Here is a 22950-nt window from a genome sequence, read left to right as displayed (position 1 = left end):
ATTCGAATTCGACGAAAAATTGAACGTTGTTTCTGAATACTACCTTGGAAAATAAAAAATTGTAAGTCTAGAATTGATTTCTAGACTTTTTATGTTAGTATGGTAGTATGATAAGGAATAAAAAACAAGATTATGTATTGGCCTACAAGCAACCAGCATCAACAACATATAAGGGTTGGGAAGAAGAAGCTTTACCAATAGGCAATGGTTCTTTAGGGGCAAAAGTATTTGGCCTTATAGGGGCTGAGCGGATTCAATTCAATGAAAAAAGTCTTTGGTCTGGTGGTCCACTTCCTGATAGTTCAGATTATCAGGGTGGAAATCTTCAGGATCAGTATGTTTTTTTAGGTAAGATTCGGCAGGCTTTGGAGAAGAGAGACTACAATACTGCTAAGGAACTGGCTGAACATCACCTGGTCGGGCCCAAAACGAGTCAATATGGGACCTATCTGTCTTTTGGGGATATTCATATTGAGTTTAGCAAGCAAGGCAAGACTTTGTCTCAGGTGACGGATTACCAGAGACAGCTTAATATCAGCAAGGCGCTTGCGACGACTTCTTATGTCTATAAGGGAACGAAATTTGAACGTGAAGCTTTTGCGAGTTTTCCAGATAATCTCTTGGTTCAACGTTTTACTAAGGAAGGGTTGGAAACTATAGATTTTACTATGGAACTGTCCTTGACCCGCGATTTAGCTTCTGACGGAAAGTATGAACAGGAAAAATCTGATTACAAGGAATGCAAGTTGGATATTACTGATTTTCATATCTTGATGAAGGGAAGAGTTAAGGACAATGACCTGCAGTTTGCTAGTTGTCTAGCTTGGGAAACAGATGGGGATATTAGAGTTTGGTCAGATAAGGTTCAGATATCAGGAGCCAGTTATGCCAATCTTTTCTTGGCTGCTAAGACTGATTTTGCCCAAAATCCTGCTAGTAATTATCGCAAGAAAATAGATTTAGAGCAACAGGTAAAGGACTTAGTGGAGATAGCTAAAGAAAAGGGCTATGCCCAATTGAAATCAAGGCATATTGAGGACTACCAAGCCTTATTCCAGCGTGTTCAATTGGATTTGGGAGCTGAGATTGATGCATCCACTACAGATGATTTGTTAAAAAATTATAAGCCACAAGAGGGGCAGGCTTTGGAGGAGTTGTTCTTCCAGTATGGACGGTATTTATTGATCAGCTCTTCCAGAGATTGTCCAGATGCTCTACCAGCTAACCTGCAAGGGGTCTGGAATGCGGTCGACAATCCTCCTTGGAATTCGGACTATCACCTGAATATCAACCTGCAGATGAATTATTGGCCAGCCTATGTTACTAATCTTCTAGAGACGGCCTTTCCGGTCATCAACTATATAGATGATTTGCGTGTCTATGGTCGTCTAGCGGCTACAAGGTATGCAGGAATCGTCTCTCAGAAAGGTGAGGAGAATGGTTGGTTGGTTCATACTCAAGCGACTCCCTTTGGTTGGACGGCACCTGGTTGGGATTACTATTGGGGTTGGTCACCAGCTGCCAATGCGTGGATGATGCAAACTGTTTATGAAGCCTATTCATTTTATAGGGACCAAGACTATCTCAGGGAGAAAATTTATCCCATGTTGAGGGAAACGGTTCGTTTTTGGAATGGTTTTTTACATGAGGATCAGCAGGCGCAGCGTTGGGTCTCTTCTCCGTCTTATTCTCCAGAACATGGGCCGATTTCGATTGGCAATACCTATGACCAATCTCTGATTTGGCAGTTATTTCATGATTTTATTCAGGCTGCTCAGGAATTGGGACTGGATGAGTCTTTGTTGACTGAGGTCAAGGAGAAGTTTGACTTGCTTAATCCTCTTCAAATCACTCAATCTGGTCGAATCAGGGAGTGGTATGAGGAGGAAGAGCAGTATTTTCAAAAGGAGAAAGAGGAGGCCCAGCATCGGCACGCTTCCCATCTAGTGGGACTCTATCCTGGCAATCTCTTTAGCTACAAGGGACAAGAGTATCTTGAAGCGGCGCGTGCTAGCCTCAATGATCGTGGAGATGGCGGCACAGGCTGGTCCAAGGCTAATAAGATCAATCTTTGGGCGCGTCTAGGAGATGGCAATCGAGCCCATAAATTATTAGCAGAGCAGTTAAAGTCATCCACCTTGCCAAATCTTTGGTGTAGCCATCCTCCTTTTCAGATAGATGGTAATTTTGGTGCTACTAGTGGCATGGCAGAAATGTTACTACAGTCTCATACAGCTTATCTGATACCTCTAGCTGCCCTACCTGATGTATGGTCAACAGGTTTTGTTTCAGGATTACTGGCACGTGGACATTTTGAAATTAGCATGAGGTGGGCTGATAAAAAACTCTTACAGTTGACCATTTTATCAAGAAGTGGGGGAGATTTGCGAGTCACTTATCCAGGTATTGAGAAGAGTGTGATTGAAATGAATCAAGAAAAAGCAGAAGTGAAATGCATGGGGAAAGATTGTATTTCAGTGGCGACAGCAGAAGGTGATCTGGTTCAATTTTATTTTTAAGAAGATGTTATACTCTTCTAAAATCAAATTCAAACCACGTCAGCTTTATCTGCAACCTCAAAGCGGTGCTTTGAGCAACCTGCGGCTAGCTTCCTAGTTTGCTCTTTGATTTTCATTGAGTATTAGAAGGCAGTAGTTTGAGACTGCCTTTTAATAAGGATTTGAGAATGTAAGCAGTTTCCAACTAGTTGAAAAAGCGTTATAATGGTAATAGGAAGTAATTTGTTTAAGAGAGGGTGGCACTGATGGCTTATATTGAGATGAAACACTGTTACAAGCGTTATCAGGTTGGGGACACGGAGATTGTGGCCAATCGTGATGTGAATTTTGAGATTGAAAAGGGTGAATTGGTTATTATTCTAGGTGCATCTGGTGCAGGTAAGTCAACAGTTCTCAATCTCCTAGGGGGAATGGATACCAATGATGAGGGGGAAATCTGGATTGATGGTGCCAATATTGCAGACTATAGTTCCCACCAGCGAACCAATTACCGCCGCAATGATGTCGGTTTTGTTTTTCAGTTTTATAACCTAGTTTCCAATCTGACAGCTAAGGAAAATGTGGAACTGGCTTCTGAAATCGTGACAGATGCCTTGAACCCTGAACAGGTCTTGACAGATGTAGGTCTAGCTCATCGTCTCAATAACTTTCCAGCCCAGCTTTCTGGAGGGGAGCAACAGCGAGTCTCCATTGCACGCGCGGTAGCTAAAAATCCTAAAATCCTCCTTTGTGATGAACCGACTGGAGCCTTGGATTATCAGACAGGCAAGCAGGTTTTGAAAATCCTCCAAGATATGTCTCGTCAAAAGGGAGCGACGGTAATTATCGTGACTCACAATGGAGCTTTGGCGCCCATTGCTGATCGCGTGATTCATATGCATGATGCCAGTGTCAAGGATGTGGTGATGAACCAGCATCCTCAGGATATCGACAGTTTGGAGTACTAGCATGATCAAGCGAAAAATCTATTGGAAGGACTTAATTCAGTCCTTCACAGGCTCCAAGGGGCGTTTTTTATCCATCTTAACCTTGATGATGTTGGGGTCTCTAGCCCTAGTAGGCCTCAAAGTGACTAGCCCCAACATGGAGGCGACAGCTAATGCTTATTTAACAACTGCTCAAACCTTGGATTTGGCAGTCATGTCTAACTATGGTTTGGATCAAGCAGATCAAGAAGAACTAGAACAGACTCAGAGTGCAGAGGTCGAGTTTGGCTATTTGACAGATGTGACTATGGAGAATGGGCAGGATGCCATTCGGCTGTACTCCAAACCAGAGCGAATTTCAACATTTCAGCTAAGAGAGGGACGACTTCCTCAGTCAGACAGGGAAATCGCTTTGGCCACTCATTTGCAAGGCCAATTCAGCGTGGGACAGGAGATTAGTTTTAAAGAAAAAGAAGAGGGTCATTCCTCTTTAAAAGACCATACTTATACCATTACTGGTTTTGTGGATTCAGCTGAAATCCTCTCCCAGCGAGATATGGGCTACGCAGGAAGTGGAAGTGGGACTTTGACCGCTTACGGAGTGATTTTACCTAGTCAGTTTGATCAGAAAGTCTATAATATAGCACGTTTGAAATATCAAGATTTAGCAGGCTTAAATGCTTTCTCAGCAGTTTATGAAGAAAAATCCAAGCAACATCAGGAAAATCTAGAACAAGCTTTGTCAGATAATGGCAAGGCACGTCTGCAACTCTTGAAAAAAGAAGGAGAAGAGTCTTTAGACAAAGGCCAAGAGACCCTTGACAAGGCTGAGACTAATTTGCAGGAAGGCAAGCGTCGTTTAGCAGTTGCTCAAGCTCGTTTACAGGCTCAGGAAAGTCAACTAGCCTTGCTTCCTCAAGCCCAGAGAGAGCAAGCTAGTTCTCAACTTACCCAAGCCAAGCAGGAATTGAGCAAGGAAGAGGACAAACTAAAGCAGGCTGAACAAAATTTAGCCCAAGAAAAGGAAAAACTAGAAAAACATCAGCAAGTCTTGGATGATTTAGCTGAGCCCAAGTATCAAGTATATAATCGTCAGACCATGCCTGGCGGTCAAGGCTACCTCATGTACAGTAATGCTTCAGCCAGTATTCGGGCAGTGGGCAATATCTTTCCTGTAGTGCTTTATGCCGTAGCAGCTATGGTGACCTTTACCACCATGACTCGTTTTGTGGATGAAGAGCGAACACATGCAGGGATTTTTAAGGCCTTGGGTTATCGCAGTAAGGATATTATCGCCAAATTTCTCCTCTACGGTCTAGTAGCTGGAACTGTCGGAACGGCTCTAGGTAGCATACTTGGACATTATTTACTAGCCGGTGTGATTTCAAGTGTCATTACAAAAGGCATGGTGGTGGGAGAAACCCAGATTCAGTTCTATTGGACCTATAGTATACTGGCTCTTGTCTTGAGTTGGTTGGCGAGTGTGTTACCAGCCTACTTGGTAGCTCGTAGAGAACTTCATGACGAAGCAGCCCAGCTTTTACTGCCTAAACCTCCTGTTAAAGGAGCTAAAATCTTACTGGAGCGTCTCAGTTTTATCTGGCGTTGTCTCAGTTTTACTCATAAGGTAACAGCTCGCAATATCTTCCGTTATAAGCAGCGGATGTTGATGACGATCTTTGGTGTGGCAGGTTCTGTAGCCCTGCTCTTTGCAGGTTTGGGAATCCAATCCTCTGTAGCAGGAGTTCCGTCTAGACAGTTTCAACAAATCCAACAGTATCAGATGATTGTCTCTGAAAACCCTAGTGCGACCAATCAGGACAAGGCAAATCTAGAAGAAGTGTTGAAGGGGCAGGACATTAAAGCCTACCAGAAAGTTTATTCTAAGACGCTAGACAAGGATTTCAAAGGCAAGGCTGGTCTTCAAACTATTACCCTTATGATGACCGATAAGGAAGATTTGACTCCCTTTATTCATCTGCAAGACCATCAGCAGGAGCTGACATTAAAAGATGGCGTCGTTATTACAGCTAAACTTGCCCAGCTGGCAGATGTCAAGGTTGGGCAGAGTCTAGAAATTGAAGGTAAGGAGCTAAAGGTCACTGCCATTGCTGAGAACTACGTTGGTCACTTTATTTATATGAGTCAGGATAGCTATGAGCAAATTTACGGACAGCTACCCCAAGCCAACACTTATCTGGTCTCGCTAAGGGATACCAGTGCAACTAGTATCGAAAGGCAGGCCGGCTTACTTATGAATCAAGCTGCGGTGTCCAGCGTTGTCCAGAATGCTTCAGCCATTCGACTCTTTGACTCCGTCGCCAGCTCACTCAATCAGACCATGACCATCTTGGTCATCGTATCGGTTCTGTTGGCTATTGTTATCCTCTACAATCTGACCAATATCAACGTGGCTGAGAGAATCCGTGAACTCTCCACTATCAAGGTTCTCGGTTTTCATAATAATGAAGTCACTCTCTACATTTACCGTGAGACGATTGTGCTGTCCCTTGTGGGAATCGTCCTTGGTCTAGTAGCTGGTTTCTATTTACACCAATTTTTGATTCAAATGATTTCGCCTGCGACTATTCTCTTTTATCCGCAGGTAGGCTGGGAAGTCTATGTAATCCCAGTGGTAGCAGTAAGCACCATTTTGACCTTGCTTGGTTTCTTCGTCAATCATCATCTGAGAAAGGTTGATATGCTTGAAGCCTTGAAATCTGTAGAGTAAGGTAGTTGTTTTTATCTGATTGAACTTATATTTACTCGTAAACAAAAATCCTCCGTTTCAAAGAGTAGGGAACTCTTTGTGACAGAGGATTTTTTCTATAGGGCTTTAGCAGCTGCAATTGCGGCTTCGAAGTTTGGTTCAGAGTTGATATTGTCCACGTATTCAACGTAGCGAATCGTATTGTCAGTATCGAGGACAAAGACTGCGCGTGCCAATAGGTGCCACTCATTGATTAAGAGGGCGTAATCACGTCCAAAGGAATGGTCGAAATAGTCTGAGAGCATGATGGCATTTTCAATACCTTCAGCACCGCACCAACGTTTTTGGGCAAAAGGGAGGTCCATGGAAACAGTCAAGACAACCGTATTATCCAGCCCAGCCAGTTCTTCATTAAAACGACGCGTTTGAGTTGAGCAGATACCTGTATCGATAGAAGGCACGACACTCAAGACTTTTTTCTTGCCATCAAAATCAGCCAGAGATTTTTTAGAAAGGTCTGTTGTAGTGAGTGAAAAATCAAGTGCCTTGTCGCCGACTTGTAGTTGTTTACCTGTAAAGCTCACAGGATTTCCGAGAAAAGTTACCATAGGATACTCCAATCTTTTTTCTTCCATTTTAGCTGAAACAGTCGGAATTTTCCAATGATTTGACCGGAAATATGGGCATAGAAAAAAACGCCAGCTCATGTGAGAATGACGTTTTTCAGAGGCTTATACTCAATGAAAATCAAAGAGCAAACTAGGAAGCTAGCCACAGGCTGTACTTGAGTACGGCAAGGCGACGCTGACGTGGTTTGAATTTGATTTTCGAAGAGTATTATTTTGCCAATCCTTCAGCAATCTTATCAAGGTTGTATTTCATCATGTTGTAGTAGCTGTCGCCTTCTTTACCTTGTTCTGCGATAGAGTCAGTAAAGATTTGTGCGTAGATTGGGATGTTTGTGTCTTGTGAAACAGTCTTCATTGGACGGTCATCCACACTTGATTCTACAAAGAGTGAAGGAACTTTTGTTTGGCGAAGTTTTTCAACCAAGGTCTTGATTTGGTCAGGTGTTCCTTCTTCTTCAGTGTTGATTTCCCAGATATAGGCACTTGGGACACCGTAGGCTTTAGAGAAGTATTTGAAGCATCCTTCGCTGGTTACGATCAATTTCTTCTCAGCAGGGATGTTGTTAAATTTCTCTTTAGCTTCCTTGTCAAGTTTGTCTAGCTTATCAGTATATTCTTTGAGATTTTTTTCGTAGAATTCCTTGTTGCTAGGGTCTTTAGCGCTCAATTGTTTTGCGATATTCTTAGCAAAAATAATCCCGTTTTCAAGGTTAAGCCAAGCGTGTGGATCTTCTTTGCCTTTTTCGTTTTGACCTTCAAGGTAGATAACATCAACGCCTTCGCTGACTGCAAAGTAGTCTTTGTTTTCAGTTTTCTTAGCATTTTCTACCAATTTTGTAAACCAAGCATTGCCACCTGTTTCAAGGTTGATACCGTTATAGAAAATCAAATCAGCTTGAGAAGTTTTCTTAACGTCTTCAGGGAGTGGTTCGTATTCGTGTGGGTCTTGACCAACAGGAACGATACTGTGAAGATCAATCTTATCACCAGCAATATTTTTAGTAATATCAGCGATGATTGAGTTTGTAGCAACAACTTTTAGTTTTTGACCAGAAGCTGCATCTTTTTTTCCGCTAGCACATGCTACAAGAGCAATGACAGAAAGAAAAAGAACGAGTAATGTACCTAATTTTTTCATTAGATCCTCCAATTTATTGGGGTTTTGCCCCTTATTTTAACAAATGTTTATTTTTCAGTTTCAAATATCGTTGTTTTGGAGCGATAAAGAAGCTAATGAGAAAGAAACTAGCGGCTGTGAGCACGATACTAGAACCTGCCGCAACGTTAAAGCTATAACCGATAAAGAGTCCTAAAACTGAAGCTGTAGCTCCAAAGGTTGAGGAAAGGAAAATCATACTTTTCAGGCTATTAGCATAGAGATAAGCAGTTGCAGCTGGGGTAATCAGCATGGCTACAATCAGGATAGTTCCGACACTTTGCATGGCTGTCACAGACACGAGAGTCAGGAGTACCATGAGAAGGTAGTGATAGAAATTGACAGGCATTCCCATGGCTTTAGCCAAGAGTTCATCAAAGGAAGTTATCAAGAGTTGCTTGAAGAAAATCCAGATTAACAAGAGAATGGCTGCACCAACACCCATAGTAATAAACATATCCGTATCTTGGACGGCCAGGATATTACCAAAAAGGATATGGAAAAGGTCAGTTGAACTTTTAGCGACACTAATCAAGATGATACCGAGGGCTAAGAAAGAAGAAAAGGTAATGCCGATGGCGGTATCGCTTTTGATAATCGAGTTCCCCTTGATGTAGGTAATGATGATGGCAGCTAGCAGTCCAAAGACAATGGCTCCGATAAAGAAGTCAAGGCCCAAGATGAAGGAGAGGGCTACACCTGGTAAGACAGCATGTGAAATGGCATCTCCCATGAGTGACATCCCGCGTAGAATGATGAAACATCCTACAGCTCCAGCTACGACCCCGATGACAATGGCTGTTATCAAGGCATTTTGTAAGAAATGGAATTTTTGCAATCCATCGATAAATTCTGCAATCATAGGTCACCTCCATTGAAAAAGAGTCGATTACCGTAAGCTTCTTTGAGATTGGCTTCGGTAAAGGTTTCTTTGGTTGGACCAAAGGCAATCACTTCTCGATTGACAAGCAAGACTTGATCGAAGTAGTGGGCAACCTTGCTGAGGTCGTGGTGGACGATGAGAACCGTCTTCCCAGCTTTTTTCAGATTTCTCAGCGTATTCATGATGATTTCCTCACTAACAGAGTCAATCCCAACAAAGGGTTCATCCAAGAGGATATAGTCGGCTTCCTGAACCAAACATCTGGCAATCAAGACCCGCTGGAATTGACCTCCAGACAGTTGACTGATTTGCCGTTCTGCGTAGTCAGCTAGCCCGACGATTTCAAGGGCTTCTTGCACTTTCTTCCAATGTTTAGCGTTTAAACTTCGAAAGAGAGGGATAGAAGGAAAGAGTCCTAGAGAGACACATTCCTTGACCTTGATGGGAAAGTTGTAGTCGATATTGATTTTTTGTTCGACATAGGCGATTCGGTGTAAGGATTTTTTAACTTCCTTGTCATCGAGAAATGCCTGACCTTGATGTGGGATAATTCCCAGCATCCCTTTTAATAGTGTTGATTTCCCAGCACCGTTTGGACCAATGATACCGGTAATTGTTGGTCCATGGAGCACTAGTGAAATATCCTTAAGTGCCAACGTTTCTTTGTAGGAGACACTGAGGTTTTCGATACGTATCATAAATTTATATTCCTCCTGTCTCTTAATATACATTAAAAAAAAAATTAAGTCAAGTTAATTTTTAAAAAAATTAAAATAATAACTGAGAAATGATGGCAAGAGAAAGTTCATTTTTAATTGCATTCCCAGTTAATTTTTGTTAAGCTAAAAACAAGTACAAATGAAAGCGAGAACAAGATGACACGTTATCAAGATGATTTTTATGATGCAATCAATGGAGAATGGCAACAGACAGCTGAAATCCCAGCAGATAAGTCTCAAACGGGAGGTTTTGTTGATTTAGATCAGGAAATTGAAGACCTGATGCTGGCGACAACAGACAAGTGGTTGGCAGGAGAAGAGGTTCCTGAGGATGCTATCTTGGCAAACTTTGTCAAATACCACCGCCTAGTTCGTGATTTTGACAAGAGAGAAGCTGACGGTATCACACCTGTCTTACCACTTCTTAAAGAATTCCAAGAATTGGAGACTTTTGCGGATTTTACAGCTAAACTAGCAGAGTTTGAGCTTGCAGGAAAACCTAATTTCCTTCCTTTTGGTGTATCGCCAGACTTTATGGATGCCAGAATCAACGTTTTATGGGCTAGTGCTCCAAGCACAATCCTGCCAGATACGACCTACTATGCTGAAGACCATCCTCAGCGCGAGGAACTCTTGACTCTTTGGAAAGAAACCAGTGCCAATCTCCTCAAGGCTTATGATTTCACTGATGAAGAAATTGAAGACTTGCTAGAAAAAAGACTAGAATTGGACCGCCGAATTGCGGCAGTGGTGCTCTCTAATGAAGAAAGTTCAGAATATGCTAAACTCTACCATCCATATTCTTATGAAGATTTCAAAAAATTCGCGCCTGCCCTACCTTTGGATGACTTTTTCCAAGCCGTTCTTGGACAAGTACCAGACAAGGTGATCGTAGACGAGGAACGTTTCTGGCAAGCAGCAGAGCAATTCTATAGTGAAGAAGCTTGGCCTCTTCTCAAGGCAACCTTGATTTTGAGTGTTGTCAATCTTTCAACCAGCTATTTAACGGAAGAAATCCGTGTCTTGTCAGGTGCCTACAGTCGTGCGCTTTCTGGAGTTCCAGAAGCCAAAGACAAGGTCAAGGCAGCCTACCAGTTAGCACAAGGTCCATTCAAACAAGCCTTGGGTCTCTGGTATGCCCATGAAAAATTCTCTCCAGAGGCTAAGGCAGATGTAGAGAAAAAAGTGGCAACTATGATTGATGTCTATAAGGAACGCTTGGCTAAAAATGACTGGTTGACTCCAGAAACTCGTGACAAGGCCATCGTCAAACTCAATGTCATCAAGCCTTATATTGGTTACCCAGAAGAATTGCCAGAACGCTACAAGGACAAGGTAGTGGATGAGACTGCTAGTCTTTTTGACAATGCTCTAGCCTTTGCGCGTGTGGAAATCAAGCACAGTTGGAGCAAGTGGAACCAACCTGTAGACTACAAGGAGTGGGGCATGCCTGCTCATATGGTCAATGCTTACTACAATCCACAGAAGAACCTAATTGTCTTCCCAGCGGCCATTTTGCAAGCACCTTTCTATGACTTGCATCAGTCATCTTCTGCTAACTACGGGGGTATTGGGGCAGTTATTGCTCATGAAATTTCCCACGCCTTTGATACCAACGGAGCTTCCTTTGATGAAAATGGTAGCCTCAAGGATTGGTGGACAGAGAGTGACTATGCTGCCTTCAAGGAGAAAACACAAAAAGTTATTGACCAGTTTGATGGACAGGATTCTTATGGTGCAACCATCAACGGTAAATTGACTGTATCAGAAAACGTGGCTGACTTGGGAGGAATCGCTGCGGCGCTTGAAGCAGCTAAGAGAGAACCAGACTTCTCGGCAGAAGAATTCTTCTACAACTTCGGTCGTATCTGGCGCATGAAAGGTCGTCCAGAATTTATGAAACTTTTGGCTAGCGTTGATGTGCACGCACCAGCTAAACTTCGTGTCAATGTGCAAGTACCAAACTTCGATGATTTCTTTACAACCTATGATGTCAAAGAAGGCGACGGTATGTGGCGTTCACCAGAAGACCGCGTGATTATTTGGTAAAACAAAACCCAAGGATTTTTGTCCTTGGGTTTTAACTTGCTAGAAAAAAGGATTGAAGGTTTTTTCGTGAGCAATAGTAGTAGCTGGTCCATGCCCTGGATAGACATCGTAGTTAGGGAGGGTGAAGAGTTGAGTCTGGATACTATGGAGGAGTTGTTCCATACTACCAGTTGGAAGGTCGGTCCGTCCGATTGTTTCACGGAAAAGAGCATCACCTGTCAAGACTAGGTGAGCATCAGGAAAGACGATAGAAACACCACCGATAGAATGTCCTGGTGTTGGCAAGACAGTGAAACGAAATTCCTCCAGTTGGTATTCTTCGTGAAAGACAAAAGTGTGTTCTGCAGGTTTTGCGACCACATCTGCCATATCATCGTGGCGAGGGAGGCCAGAGAGATTGTCGACAGGAGTATAGAGCCAGCTGGCTTCACTCTCTGCGATATAGACAGGAGGATTGCCAAAAGTTTCGCGCACCAAGTCCAGACTCATGATATGGTCATAATGGGCGTGGGTCAATAGAATGGCGCAGATTGGTTTGTTGATGTTCTCGATGGTTTGACGAATGGCTTCCCAATGGCTACCAGGATCGACAACGATGAGGTGTTTTTCACCTTCCAAGTAATAGGTATTTTCATAGGCAACAGGATTGACGGTTTTATGGATTTTCATATTGACTCCAATCTCAAAGAATGTACTAAGATAAGTATAGCACAGTTGGGGAGAATAGGTAAGGATTTAGAATGAATTTAAAAACCAGCATGACTAGATGAAGACAGGCTGGTTAACAATTTATCAATATTGGAGAGGTGTCAATTGCCCTTCATAGGTTGCATAAACTCCGTCATTAGCTTGTTTGATAGACGTGATGTTTAGAGTGCCACCGTAGTTGGCTTCTCTTTTGTCGCTATACTCACTATAAGTTATCCTATTGGGCAGGTTCTGGTCGTTAGCATAATATTGAACGACTGTTTTTTTATAGCTTTGCTGGCTGAATAGGAACAGGCAACTAACTCCTAAAACTAGGAGAGCAAAGATAGAAATACCAGTTTTTTTCATAGGTGTTCTCCTTATAAACTAAAGGATAAAAGAAAGTATCTTGAGGATTTTTAATTCCAAAATCCAGTCAAGGTACCAGTGTATGTGACACGAGTTCCACCGTTTGATCTTCGTACACTATCTATTTCAAGTGTTCCTTTGAAGGTTGACTGGAAACTATCATTATATTCTGAATAGTAGATAGTTGGTGGGATGTAACCATCATCGTTATAGTATCTTGTTACTGTTTTACTATAACGATGAGAATATATACGCTCATAACGAGGACCTTCAAAGTTATTTGTTGTATTGGTTTCAGCAGCATTGATTGGAACGGCAATAGATAGAGCAGTAGCTCCTAATAGTGTTAGTACAATTTTTTTCATAGGATACTCCTTTGTGAAATGATGTCATTCAAATATATTTACTTGAATGAAAAAGTGATAATCATAGGGAGTTAAATTATATTTAGATTACAATATGGTTTCCGTTCTTCTATCTCTCCTTCTATCACCTAAATAGAAAATCTAACTGTATAACATATTATAAAAAAACATTTCAGAATTGTCAAGCAATTCTGAAATATTTTTTTCCTAGATAGGTATAGCACAGTTGGAGAGAATAAGCTGAAAAAGGAGATAGATCTAGAAAGAAGAACACAATTTGTATAAGAAAAATAAGCCCCGAGTGAGTTCGAGGCTTAAACTGCTTTAATTGCCAGCGTAGTATTTTTGGATTCCCTTGACAATCCCTTCAACCAGTTTATCTTGGTATTCACTACTACGGATTTTTTTGTTTTCTTCTGGATTATCCATATATCCCATCTCTAGCAAAACAGCTGGTTTAGCTGTTTCACGTAGAACAGCAAAGGTAGCTTGCAAAAGTCCGGCATCTCTGGCTCCAGTTTCAGCTAGCAGTGAAGAATGAATATCAGCTGCGAGACGGTTACTTTCACTCATCCGTTCAGGATTGTTGTGCCAATCCTTGTTAATCTTGCTAGGGAAACCAGGTTCATCCTTGTAAGAATAGGTCTGGATACCAAGATTAACGGTTGTATCATTTCCTTTTGCGTTGAAATGAAGGCTGATGAAAAAGTCAGCATTGGTCTTGTTGACCATACGAGAACGTTCGGTAATAAAATCAACGTCTATATCGCTATCTCGAGAAGTTAGAACGGTATAGCCGAGTCCTTCTAAACGTTTACGTAGCTTACGATAAACTTGTAGATTCAATTCTTTCTCAGCTATGCCATAATAATAAGCACCGCGATCCTTACCACCATGTCCTGGATCTAGAAAAATAGTTTTAGAGTAATGTCCTTTTTGAAAACCTTGTGCTAATTCACGAACCCATTTTCCATTTCCTTGGAAGAGCTGGTTTTTACCATCCACTGAATAGGTTCCTGTGACATATACACCATCGTCTTTAAGATAGTACCAAGCTTGATAGTCTGGGTCATAAATCCATTCCTTATGGGCCATGTAGCCACCAGATTTTAGATAGTAGGAACCAATCCATTGTTTTTGGGCGTAGCGTCCGCCAGATTTGAGGTAAAACCAACTAGAGTAGCTTTGGTCGTAGACCCATTCCTTATCTGCCATGGCACCGCTGGATTTGAGGTAGTAATTGCCCTTCCAGACATTGGCCAGCATTCTACCGTAGTCATCAAAAGCATACCACTTGCCATTGATTTGGCTCCATTGGTTGGATAAATACTTACCTGAACCATTGATATAGTACCAATTAGTTCCCATCTGATACCAGCTGTTTTCAAGCAAGTATCCCTGGCTATCAAAGAGATAACCATCATAGAGGGTATCTGTAAATTTGACCCCAGTTTGACTATAAAAAGTCCACTTGTTCCCTTCTTTTACCCAGCCAGTCTGCATAGGTTGATTAGGTTTGGTGTCTGTAGAAAGAGAAGTTTTGATTTCTTGCTCACTTGAACTAGCTGTACTTGACGAAGTTTCTGTACTAGCTTGAGAACTACTAGTAGAATTGCTAGTGGAAGTATTTATTGAGCTACTAGTTGAACTAGTCATAGGGGTAGTAGTGGAATGACTAGTATCGTCAGCCAAAACGACTTGGCTGGATAAGCCAAGAATAGCCAAAGCTAAAAGTGTCAGTCTTTTGTGTGATTTCATATGATTTGCCTTTCTAGAAAGATGAAAATTCAGTAATTATCGTAAAAAAACTGTTTATATTACCATTATACACTAAAAAGGTTAGAAAATTACCAAAATATCAAACCTTATTTATTGAAAAAAGAAGAATGTATTTTCATTTCACTGACTTTTAGTGTAGCCTATATCCAAAAAGATAGATGAAAATCAGATAATTTTATTGTTTTAGTGTGAATCTTTTTTTATCCTCCTTCCCAACAAATTGAATAGCTTCAGAATCCTCTTTTTCTAGTTTTCATATTCTTAAAAAAGTGATAAAATGGTAGGAAGAATTGGAGAGTAGAGATGCCAAAAGAAGTGAATTTAACAGGCGAAGAAGTTGTCGCTTTAACCAAAGAATATTTGACGGAAGAGGATGTCCATTTTGTCCATAAGGCCTTGGTCTATGCGGTGGATTGCCATTGTGGTCAATATCGCCAATCAGGTGAGCCTTATATCATTCACCCCATCCAAGTGGCAGGTATTTTAGCTAAGCTCAAGCTGGATGCTGTAACGGTAGCTTGTGGTTTCTTGCATGACGTGGTAGAAGATACAGATGCGACCTTGGACGATTTGGAAAGAGAGTTTGGTCCTGATGTGCGGGTGATTGTTGATGGGGTTACCAAGCTTGGTAAGGTCAAATACAAGTCTCACGAAGAGCAGTTGGCAGAAAATCATCGCAAGATGCTTATGGCCATGTCTGAGGACATCCGCGTTATCTTGGTTAAACTGTCTGACCGCTTGCACAATATGCGAACTCTGAAACATCTTCGAAAAGATAAGCAGGAGCGTATTTCCAAAGAAACCATGGAAATCTATGCACCACTTGCTCACCGTTTGGGGATTTCTAGCGTTAAATGGGAATTGGAAGACCTATCTTTCCGTTATCTTAATCCAACGGAGTTTTACAAGATTACCCATATGATGAAGGAAAAGCGCAGAGAGCGTGAAGCCTTGGTGGATGAGGTAGTTACGAAACTAGAAGACTATACGACGGATCGTCACTTGAAAGGGAAGATTTACGGTCGTCCCAAGCATATTTACTCGATTTTCCGCAAAATGCAGGATAAGAGAAAACGTTTTGAGGAAATCTATGACCTGATTGCCATTCGCTGTATTTTAGATACCCAAAGTGATGTTTATGCTATGCTTGGTTACGTGCATGAACTTTGGAAACCAATGCCAGGTCGCTTTAAAGATTATATCGCTAACCGCAAGGCCAATGGTTACCAGTCTATCCATACGACTGTTTATGGACCAAAAGGGCCGATTGAATTCCAGATTAGGACCAAGGAAATGCACGAGGTGGCTGAGTACGGGGTTGCGGCTCACTGGGCATATAAGAAAGGCATTAAGGGGCAGGTTAACAGCAAGGAATCAGCTATTGGGATGAACTGGATCAAGGAGATGATGGAGCTCCAAGACCAGGCTGATGATGCCAAGGAATTTGTGGATTCAGTTAAGGAAAACTATCTGGCTGAGGAGATTTACGTTTTTACTCCAGATGGAGCTGTCCGTTCTCTTCCAAAAGATTCAGGACCGATTGACTTTGCTTATGAAATCCATACAAAAATCGGTGAAAAAGCGACGGGTGCCAAGGTCAATGGCCGTATGGTTCCGCTGACAACCAAGCTTAAGACAGGGGATCAGGTTGAAATTGTCACCAACCCCAACTCCTTTGGACCGAGCCGTGACTGGCTCAATATGGTCAAGACCAGCAAGGCGCGTAACAAGATTCGTCAGTTCTTTAAAAATCAAGACAAGGAATTGTCTGTTAACAAGGGCCGTGAGATGTTGATGGCTCAGTTCCAAGAAAACGGCTATGTAGCCAATAAATTCATGGACAAGCGTCATATGGACCAAGTTCTGCAAAAGACTAGCTACAAGACAGAAGAATCCCTCTTTGCGGCCATTGGTTTTGGCGAAATCGGTGCTATTACCGTCTTTAACCGTCTGACTGAAAAGGAACGCCGTGAGGAAGAGCGTGCCAAGGCCAAGGCGGAGGCAGAGGAGCTTGTCAAAGGTGGCGAGATTAAGGTTGAAAATAAAGAAACCCTCAAGGTTAAGCATGAGGGTGGTGTAGTCATTGAAGGTGCTTCAGGTCTCCTAGTGCGGATTGCTAAGTGTTGTAATCCTGTTCCTGGTGACGATATTGTTGGCTATATCACCAAGGGGCGTGGTGTGGCTATTCACCGTGTGGACTGTATGAACCTGCGCGCTCAAGAAAACTACGAGCAACGTCTCCTTGATGTGGAATGGGAAGACCAGTATTCAAACTCAAATAAGGAGTATATGGCCCATATCGATATTTATGGCCTCAACCGTACAGGACTGTTGAATGATGTACTGCAAGTTCTTTCAAACACAACCAAGAATATCTCAACAGTCAACGCCCAACCAACCAAGGATATGAAGTTTGCTAATATCCATGTGTCCTTCGGTATTGCCAACCTCTCTACATTGACCACGGTCGTGGACAAGATTAAGAGTGTGCCAGAAGTTTACTCTGTCAAACGGACTAACGGTTAATTGCCCTAGCTCTTACTAGAAAGGCTATTATGAAAATCATTATCCAACGGGTTACAAAAGCCCAAGTGAGTATCGAAGGTCAGGTGCAGGGGAAAATCAATCAGGGCCTCTTATTGCTGATAGGTGTTGGGCCAGAGGACCAAGAGGAAGATTTGGACTATGCTGTGAGAAAGCTTGTCAACATGCGGATTTTTTCAGATGCAGAAGGCAAGATGAATCTGTCTGTCAAAGATATTGAAGGAGAAATCCTTTCAATTTCTCAGTTTACCCTCTTTGCGGATACTAAGAAAGGCAATCGTCCAGCCTTTACTGGCGCAGCCAAGCCTGATATGGCATCAGACTTCTATGATGCATTCAATCAAAAACTAGCGCAAGAAGTGCCTGTTCAGACAGGCATCTTTGGAGCGGATATGCAGGTTGAGCTGGTCAATGACGGACCAGTTACCATTATCCTTGATACGAAAAATAGATAAGAAAGACCAAGCCCAGCCGGCTTGGTTTTCTCATCTATCATAAAATATTCCAAAATGAAATCGGTGCTTGATAGGCTTGGGGGAAGTCTCTTTTCAGGATTTGGCAGGTGCGATAGGAAGGGACGAGATGTCCTAGGATGAGGAGACTTCCCTGAAGGAAAAGTGGGATACCGCTTAAACATATCAAGGAGAGAATCATCAGGCTATCCCATAGAAGGATTTGTAAGGCAAATCGCCAGAATCTCGGTCTAATCTGGGAATAGAGTTGACTAAAGTGATCACAAAGCTGGTTAGAAAGATAGGTCAATAGCACAGGATGAAAGAAAATGAGCCAACCGCTATAAATCAAAATCCAATCCCAAGTAAGCCCCTCTTTAAATGTCAAAAATGCCAGCATGATTCCATCAATGACAAGGAGTTGAATGCTTTTGATGGAGATGATTTTTTTCATGCTAAAACCTCCTTTTCCTTAGAGACACTCCCATAAAGAGATGTGTTTATCGTAAAAATCTGGATAGTGTTCTCTTAGGTAGTCAGCCGTCATATAATATAAAGTAGAATGACAAGCAGTGATGATTGGCATAAGAGAGTAAAAACGCTGAGAACTAATGAAGGCTAAGAGGACAAAAAATAGAAAATCAATGGAGAGAATCCCTAAATAGTAGAAGCGAATCTTTTTATTGATTTGAGGATAAATCTCAGCGAATTGATGTTTGAGTCGGACAACCAAGCGAAATAGCAGGAGTCCTTGAGCAAGGAGGAAAATAAAACCAGAGAGCAAGAGCCACTCCAAAGATGTCTCGGGTCTTTTGTTAAAAAATGCGAATAGTAGCAAATCGATGACTGCAATTGCTGTAAAATGGATTCTAAAGAGTTTTTTCATAAGATGACCTCCCTCTTTTATCTAACTTCATTCTACTCCAAAAGAATGGGAGTTACAAGTAAAATGATAAAAAATAGCAGAAAGGAGATTCTCTTAAGTTGGCTAGTATTCTTTATTTGAGTTTCCTGATATTATCTAATTTCTTCATCATTCCAGACAAATAAAGCTCCGATTGCATTGAGGATATAAAAGATGTATTTTCCGATATTGGCAAAATTTCCTTGAATACCAGCTTTTGTCAGCTGAACGAAATTGTAAATCAACCAAAAGCCCCACTGAGTTGTTAGTTTCAATGCGTTAAAAGCATTGGCAATGAGGGACAGTGCAAAGGCAATAGTTGTTACGTAGGCAAGGAGATTCATCTTTCCTCCATAGCCGATATAGTTTGTCACAAAGGCAAAGAGGAAGGCGATGATGGAAATGATGATGGCCGCCAATTTTAGCTGTTTTTGGCTCATTTGGTTGGGTCTGCCTTCTTGCGAAGCTTCCCATTTCTTAATAGCAAAGGTATAAATGAGGAAGGTGACGGGATAGGTGATGATGGCCGCCTTATTTCCAAGGATATAATCAATAGCACCGGACAAAATGGTATTGACAATGCCAAAGTAATTTCCCCATTTGCTTAATTTTCCCGTGAAACGAGTGGACAACATGGAAATCCCAACGTTGGTTACGGAAATCAATCCAAAGGGCACAAGGGCTGTCCATGGTCCCCAGTCTACGAATTTATCGAGACGGGAGTTAAGATAGCCAGATGCAATCGCAATCCCAACGACCAAAGCAACTCCGAAGAGGTCAAACCATTTAGATGTCGCAAAAATTTTTAGTGATTTTTTCATAGGTTAAGGTATCTTTCTTGTTTTTTACATCGATTTTATAATAAAATGAAAGCAAAATCAAATGATAGAAATAAAACCCTGAAAATTAAACTTTCAGGGTTGGTAGGGGACTTGAGAAATTAGTTGATTTTCTCGACATAGAGTTGTTTGGCAATGTCCATATTCACTTGTAAATCTTCATTTTTAGTGAGGATAGTGAAGGTATTGCTGAAGCCATCAAACTGCTTGACTTGGAGCGGATCTCCGATGTGAAGTGAGTGCTTGTCCAGATAATGGAGAATGTCAAAACTATCGTGTACCCGAGTCAGACGGTAGGATCCAGCTTCCTTGATATCAGCTAGTGGTAGGTTATTGATTTCAACTAGGAGTTCTCCCTTGGAAGGAATGGTTCCTCCGTGTGGGCATGTCTTGGGGAATCCGAGCAGTTTATCCAGCCTTTCCACGAAGAGGTCAGAGACAGTGTGTTCCAAGACCTCAGCTTCCTCGTGAATCTGGTCACTCGTATAGTCTAAATGATGGACTAGAAAAACTTCAATCAAACGGTGTTTACGATAGAGCTCAGAGACTAGTTTGAGGCCTAGGTCAGTCAGTAGATAGCCATATTCCTTGTCCTTGAGGATGAGGTTTTCACTCTTCATCCTCTTAATCATTTCAGTTACGGCAGGGGGAGAGACTTGCATGCGGGCCGCAATTTCCTTATTGGTGATTTTATGCAGGTCTATGCCGATTTCATAAATACATTTTAGATAATCTTCTTTATTCGGGGTCATTCGCTTCCTCTTGTCTAATATCTTTATCTAGTATATCAAAAAAAGCTAGATTTCTCTAGCTGTGACTTTTTATGTTATACTTATTGCAAGAGAAAAAACGAGGAGATGAATATGACAAAAATAGCTCTTCTTTCAGATATTCATGGAAATACCACCGCCTTGGAGGCTGTTTTGGCAGATGCTCGGCAGCTAGGAGTGGATGAATACTGGCTTTTGGGAGATATTCTCATGCCAGGGACAGGACGTAGAAGGATTTTGGACTTGTTGGCTCAACTACCGATTACAGCTAGAGTTTTGGGAAACTGGGAAGACAGTCTTTGGCATGGTGTCCGCAAGGAATTGGATAGTACTCGTCCCAGTCAACGCTATCTCTTGCGCCAGTGCCAGTATGTTTTAGAGGAAATTTCCCTAGAAGAAATTGAACTGCTCCACAATCAACCTCTCCAGCTTCATCGTCAGTTTGGGGATTTGACGGTGGGAATTAGCCACCATCTTCCTGATAAGAACTGGGGGAGAGAGTTGATTCATACTGGATCACAAGAGGACTTTGACCGCTTGGTGACCAATCCGCCTTGTGATATTGCTGTTTATGGTCATATTCACCAGCAGTTGCTTCGTTACGGGACTGGTGGGCAATTGATTGTCAATCCGGGTTCAATTGGCCAGCCTTTCTTTCTAGATGCCCAGTTGCGGAAGGACTTGCGAGCCCAGTATATGATTTTAGAGTTTGATGACAAGGGCTTGGTAGATATGAACTTCCGACGGGTAGACTACGATGTGGCAGCTGAATTGCAGCTGGCTAAAGCTCTTAAACTTCCCTATTTTGAGGTTTACTATGAAAGTCTGGTCAATGGTATCCACCATACTCATCATCAGGAATTTCTGAGAGAATTGGCCCAGAAAGAGGGTTATGATAGGGAATTAGATGTTTGGTTGAAAAGTGGTAACGATTGACATTACAACTAAAAAGGGTATAATAAAAGAAAAAGAAGAGTAGAGGCAGGGGAGCCTCGTAAAAAGGAGAAGAGGATGCAAATTCCAAGTAGATTTACCATTGCGACTCATATGCTGATAATCATTGCCCTCGAGGGGAAGGAAAGCAAGGTGACCAGTGATTTTCTGGCTGCTAGTGTCGGGGTCAATCCTGTCATTATCAGAAAAACCTTGTCCCAGTTGAAGAAAGCAGAGCTGATTTCAGTTGCGCGCGGAACAGGGGGAACAGAGATTGTCAAAGATCTCAAAGACATTAGTCTATTAGATGTTTATCAAGCGGTTGAGTGTCTTGGTAAGACTGGTCAACTCTTCAGTTTCCATGACAATCCGAATCCAAATTGTCCAGTTGGAGCTCATATTCATGATGTTTTGGATCAAAAATTGGAGAGAATCCAGCTGGCTATGGAGGCTGAACTTGGTCAAACCAGTTTAGAACAAGTTGTGGCCGATGCAGAAAGTCAGATGAAGGAGTAAGAGGGATAGATGCCCTCTTTTTCTCTTTAGATAATTATGATAAAATGTAGTTATTAAAGGAGGAAGAAATGTATCTCGTTATAGGAATTGTATTAGCCTTTATAGTGTCATTTTGGAAGGATAATAGAAGTTTGTGGAATCCAGTATTATTCTTATTATCCCTCATTTCCAGTTATTTTTATCTAGGCTACCTTTTTTATCAAAATGGGTATGAGAAGATTCATTTCGCTTTTTTTATATTTCCCTTTATTTTACTTCCTTTTTTGCTTTTTCTAAGTGGCATCTTTCTAATCTATAATGGGGTCATTTTGTTGAAGCGAGAGGGACGTTCAAAGGCTAATTATCTCTCCATGCTCCTTGGAATAGTCATTTTGCTATTTTTTGCTTTGATGTCATTTCGATTGGGAGGACGACATGAATTATTTTACACCAATCACTTTCTAAATATTTTATTTGCATTTATTGCTTATTCTTACTTTATTTTTGGTTTTGCTTTTGTGGCTTTTATTCTGTACTCTATCTTGTATCTCTTTATTCCTAAGAAGAAGCATTATGATTTTATTATCATTCATGGTGCAGGTTTGTTAGACGGAGAAAAGGTAACACCTTTGCTGAAGAGGAGAATTGATAAGGCAGTGGAAGCTTATCACAAGTCTAAAAATTCTAACATAAAAATTATTGCCAGTGGCGGACAAGGAGGAGATGAGAAGATTTCTGAAGCGCAGGCCATTACAAACTATCTTCTTAAAGAGACAGATGTTCCCCAAGATGCGATTATTCTGGAAGATCAATCAAGGACTACCTACGAGAACCTTCTCTTTTCTAAGGAACTTGGTGAGAAACTGGTAGCCAAACCTCAATTTCTCTTTGTAACAAATGATTATCATGTCTTTAGAACTAGTACTTATGCTCGTAAGTTAAAAATGAAGGGAGATGGCCTCGGATGTAGGACGGCAGGCTACTATATACCATCTGCTTTTATTCGGGAGTACGTAGCGCTCTGTGTCAAAATGAAATGGCTCTTCCTTGCCTTTTATGTCCCGCTGTTAATTATCATTTTGGTAGCCTATAAAGGGGTTATTTGGTAGTTAGATTTTATTTAAAAAGACTTAGAATACACATGAAAGTATGTATTCTAGGTCTTTTGTTTTATGTGACTATTAGTCCGTCTCGCTCCGTTAGGTGCGAGACAAAACAACCA

The 22950-nt window shown here is 41.6% G+C and carries 21 protein-coding genes; 9 read left to right on the top strand and 12 right to left on the bottom strand.

The genetic code is table 11. The annotated features are described in order from the left end of the window. Positions 1-107: 107 nt before the first annotated feature. The 3 genes from RYK12_RS09230 to RYK12_RS09220 all read left to right on the top strand — a co-directional run bounded on the left by RYK12_RS09230 (position 108) and on the right by RYK12_RS09220 (position 6176). The gene (locus RYK12_RS09230; protein WP_314848628.1) at positions 108-2519 is read left to right on the top strand and encodes a glycoside hydrolase family 95 protein; all 2412 of its coding nucleotides are present in this window, start codon (positions 108-110) and stop codon (positions 2517-2519) included. 245 nt (positions 2520-2764) lie between these two features. Next, complete coding sequence (locus RYK12_RS09225) at positions 2765-3466, top strand: ABC transporter ATP-binding protein (protein WP_000323357.1); 702 nt, start codon at positions 2765-2767, stop codon at positions 3464-3466. 1 nt (position 3467) lies between these two features. Next, entirely contained in the window at positions 3468-6176 is a 2709-nt protein-coding gene (locus RYK12_RS09220; protein WP_314848626.1) for an FtsX-like permease family protein, read from the top strand. A 95-nt stretch (positions 6177-6271) separates the two neighbouring features. On the opposite strand, the gene tpx is transcribed toward RYK12_RS09220, so the two are convergent. The 4 genes from tpx to RYK12_RS09200 form a co-directional block, all read right to left on the bottom strand. Further along, the gene (gene tpx, locus RYK12_RS09215; RefSeq protein ID WP_000256026.1) at positions 6272-6763 is read right to left on the bottom strand and encodes a thiol peroxidase; all 492 of its coding nucleotides are present in this window, start codon (positions 6761-6763) and stop codon (positions 6272-6274) included. Positions 6764-6992: 229 nt separating this feature from the next. Next, positions 6993-7922 carry a metal ABC transporter substrate-binding lipoprotein/adhesin PsaA gene (psaA, locus tag RYK12_RS09210; protein ID WP_084888713.1) on the bottom strand — a complete coding sequence of 310 codons (930 nt, stop codon included), beginning with the start codon at positions 7920-7922 and terminating at the stop codon, positions 6993-6995. Between the two features lie 31 nt (positions 7923-7953). After that, positions 7954-8802: a metal ABC transporter permease gene (locus RYK12_RS09205; RefSeq protein WP_000559776.1), complete on the bottom strand. Its 849-nt coding sequence runs from the start codon at positions 8800-8802 to the stop codon at positions 7954-7956. Continuing rightward, entirely contained in the window at positions 8799-9521 is a 723-nt protein-coding gene (locus RYK12_RS09200; RefSeq protein WP_261141611.1) for a metal ABC transporter ATP-binding protein, read from the bottom strand. The genes RYK12_RS09205 and RYK12_RS09200 overlap by 4 nt, the downstream gene beginning before the upstream one ends. A gap of 177 nt (positions 9522-9698) precedes the next feature. Between RYK12_RS09200 and pepO the strand changes: the two genes are divergently transcribed. Continuing rightward, complete coding sequence (pepO, locus tag RYK12_RS09195; RefSeq protein WP_314848621.1) at positions 9699-11591, top strand: endopeptidase PepO; 1893 nt, start codon at positions 9699-9701, stop codon at positions 11589-11591. A 39-nt stretch (positions 11592-11630) separates the two neighbouring features. Here the strand turns inward: pepO and RYK12_RS09190 are convergent, their stop codons facing one another. The 4 genes from RYK12_RS09190 to RYK12_RS09175 form a co-directional block, all read right to left on the bottom strand. Then, a complete protein-coding gene (locus RYK12_RS09190) occupies positions 11631-12260 on the bottom strand; it encodes an MBL fold metallo-hydrolase (protein ID WP_268707459.1) in 630 nt (209 codons plus the stop codon). 123 nt (positions 12261-12383) lie between these two features. After that, complete coding sequence (locus RYK12_RS09185; protein WP_049551315.1) at positions 12384-12647, bottom strand: hypothetical protein; 264 nt, start codon at positions 12645-12647, stop codon at positions 12384-12386. 50 nt (positions 12648-12697) lie between these two features. Beyond that, positions 12698-13012: a hypothetical protein gene (locus tag RYK12_RS09180; RefSeq protein ID WP_000725073.1), complete on the bottom strand. Its 315-nt coding sequence runs from the start codon at positions 13010-13012 to the stop codon at positions 12698-12700. 324 nt (positions 13013-13336) lie between these two features. After that, the gene (locus RYK12_RS09175) at positions 13337-14770 is read right to left on the bottom strand and encodes an N-acetylmuramoyl-L-alanine amidase (protein ID WP_125393471.1); all 1434 of its coding nucleotides are present in this window, start codon (positions 14768-14770) and stop codon (positions 13337-13339) included. Positions 14771-15094: 324 nt separating this feature from the next. Here RYK12_RS09175 and RYK12_RS09170 point away from each other — a divergent pair, with 324 nt between their 5' ends. Both RYK12_RS09170 and dtd read left to right on the top strand, forming a co-directional pair. Further along, the gene (locus tag RYK12_RS09170; RefSeq protein WP_314848615.1) at positions 15095-17317 is read left to right on the top strand and encodes a bifunctional (p)ppGpp synthetase/guanosine-3',5'-bis(diphosphate) 3'-pyrophosphohydrolase; all 2223 of its coding nucleotides are present in this window, start codon (positions 15095-15097) and stop codon (positions 17315-17317) included. 29 nt (positions 17318-17346) lie between these two features. After that, positions 17347-17790: a D-aminoacyl-tRNA deacylase gene (dtd, locus tag RYK12_RS09165; protein ID WP_314848613.1), complete on the top strand. Its 444-nt coding sequence runs from the start codon at positions 17347-17349 to the stop codon at positions 17788-17790. Positions 17791-17827: 37 nt separating this feature from the next. Here dtd and RYK12_RS09160 read toward each other — a convergent pair whose 3' ends face one another. The 4 genes from RYK12_RS09160 to RYK12_RS09145 all read right to left on the bottom strand — a co-directional run bounded on the left by RYK12_RS09160 (position 17828) and on the right by RYK12_RS09145 (position 20282). Further along, entirely contained in the window at positions 17828-18241 is a 414-nt protein-coding gene (locus tag RYK12_RS09160; RefSeq protein ID WP_314848611.1) for a hypothetical protein, read from the bottom strand. A gap of 18 nt (positions 18242-18259) precedes the next feature. Next, on the bottom strand, positions 18260-18673 hold the full coding sequence (locus RYK12_RS09155) for a hypothetical protein (protein WP_314848609.1): 414 nt from the start codon (positions 18671-18673) through the stop codon (positions 18260-18262). 131 nt (positions 18674-18804) lie between these two features. Next, positions 18805-19512: a nicotinamide mononucleotide transporter gene (locus RYK12_RS09150; RefSeq protein WP_314848607.1), complete on the bottom strand. Its 708-nt coding sequence runs from the start codon at positions 19510-19512 to the stop codon at positions 18805-18807. A 119-nt stretch (positions 19513-19631) separates the two neighbouring features. Further along, the gene (locus RYK12_RS09145; protein ID WP_314848605.1) at positions 19632-20282 is read right to left on the bottom strand and encodes a metal-dependent transcriptional regulator; all 651 of its coding nucleotides are present in this window, start codon (positions 20280-20282) and stop codon (positions 19632-19634) included. A 111-nt stretch (positions 20283-20393) separates the two neighbouring features. Between RYK12_RS09145 and RYK12_RS09140 the strand changes: the two genes are divergently transcribed. From RYK12_RS09140 to RYK12_RS09130, 3 genes are all read left to right on the top strand, one after another. Then, on the top strand, positions 20394-21236 hold the full coding sequence (locus RYK12_RS09140) for a metallophosphoesterase family protein (protein ID WP_314848603.1): 843 nt from the start codon (positions 20394-20396) through the stop codon (positions 21234-21236). A gap of 75 nt (positions 21237-21311) precedes the next feature. Further along, complete coding sequence (locus tag RYK12_RS09135; RefSeq protein WP_001166788.1) at positions 21312-21749, top strand: Rrf2 family transcriptional regulator; 438 nt, start codon at positions 21312-21314, stop codon at positions 21747-21749. A 68-nt stretch (positions 21750-21817) separates the two neighbouring features. After that, the gene (locus RYK12_RS09130; protein ID WP_125442922.1) at positions 21818-22837 is read left to right on the top strand and encodes a YdcF family protein; all 1020 of its coding nucleotides are present in this window, start codon (positions 21818-21820) and stop codon (positions 22835-22837) included. Positions 22838-22950 lie beyond the last annotated feature (113 nt).

Source organism: uncultured Streptococcus sp., assembly GCF_963518475.1.
Classification (GTDB): Bacteria; Bacillota; Bacilli; order Lactobacillales; family Streptococcaceae; genus Streptococcus.
Note: the sequence above shows the minus strand (reverse complement) of the source record. Positions and strands in the feature narration are given on the sequence as shown.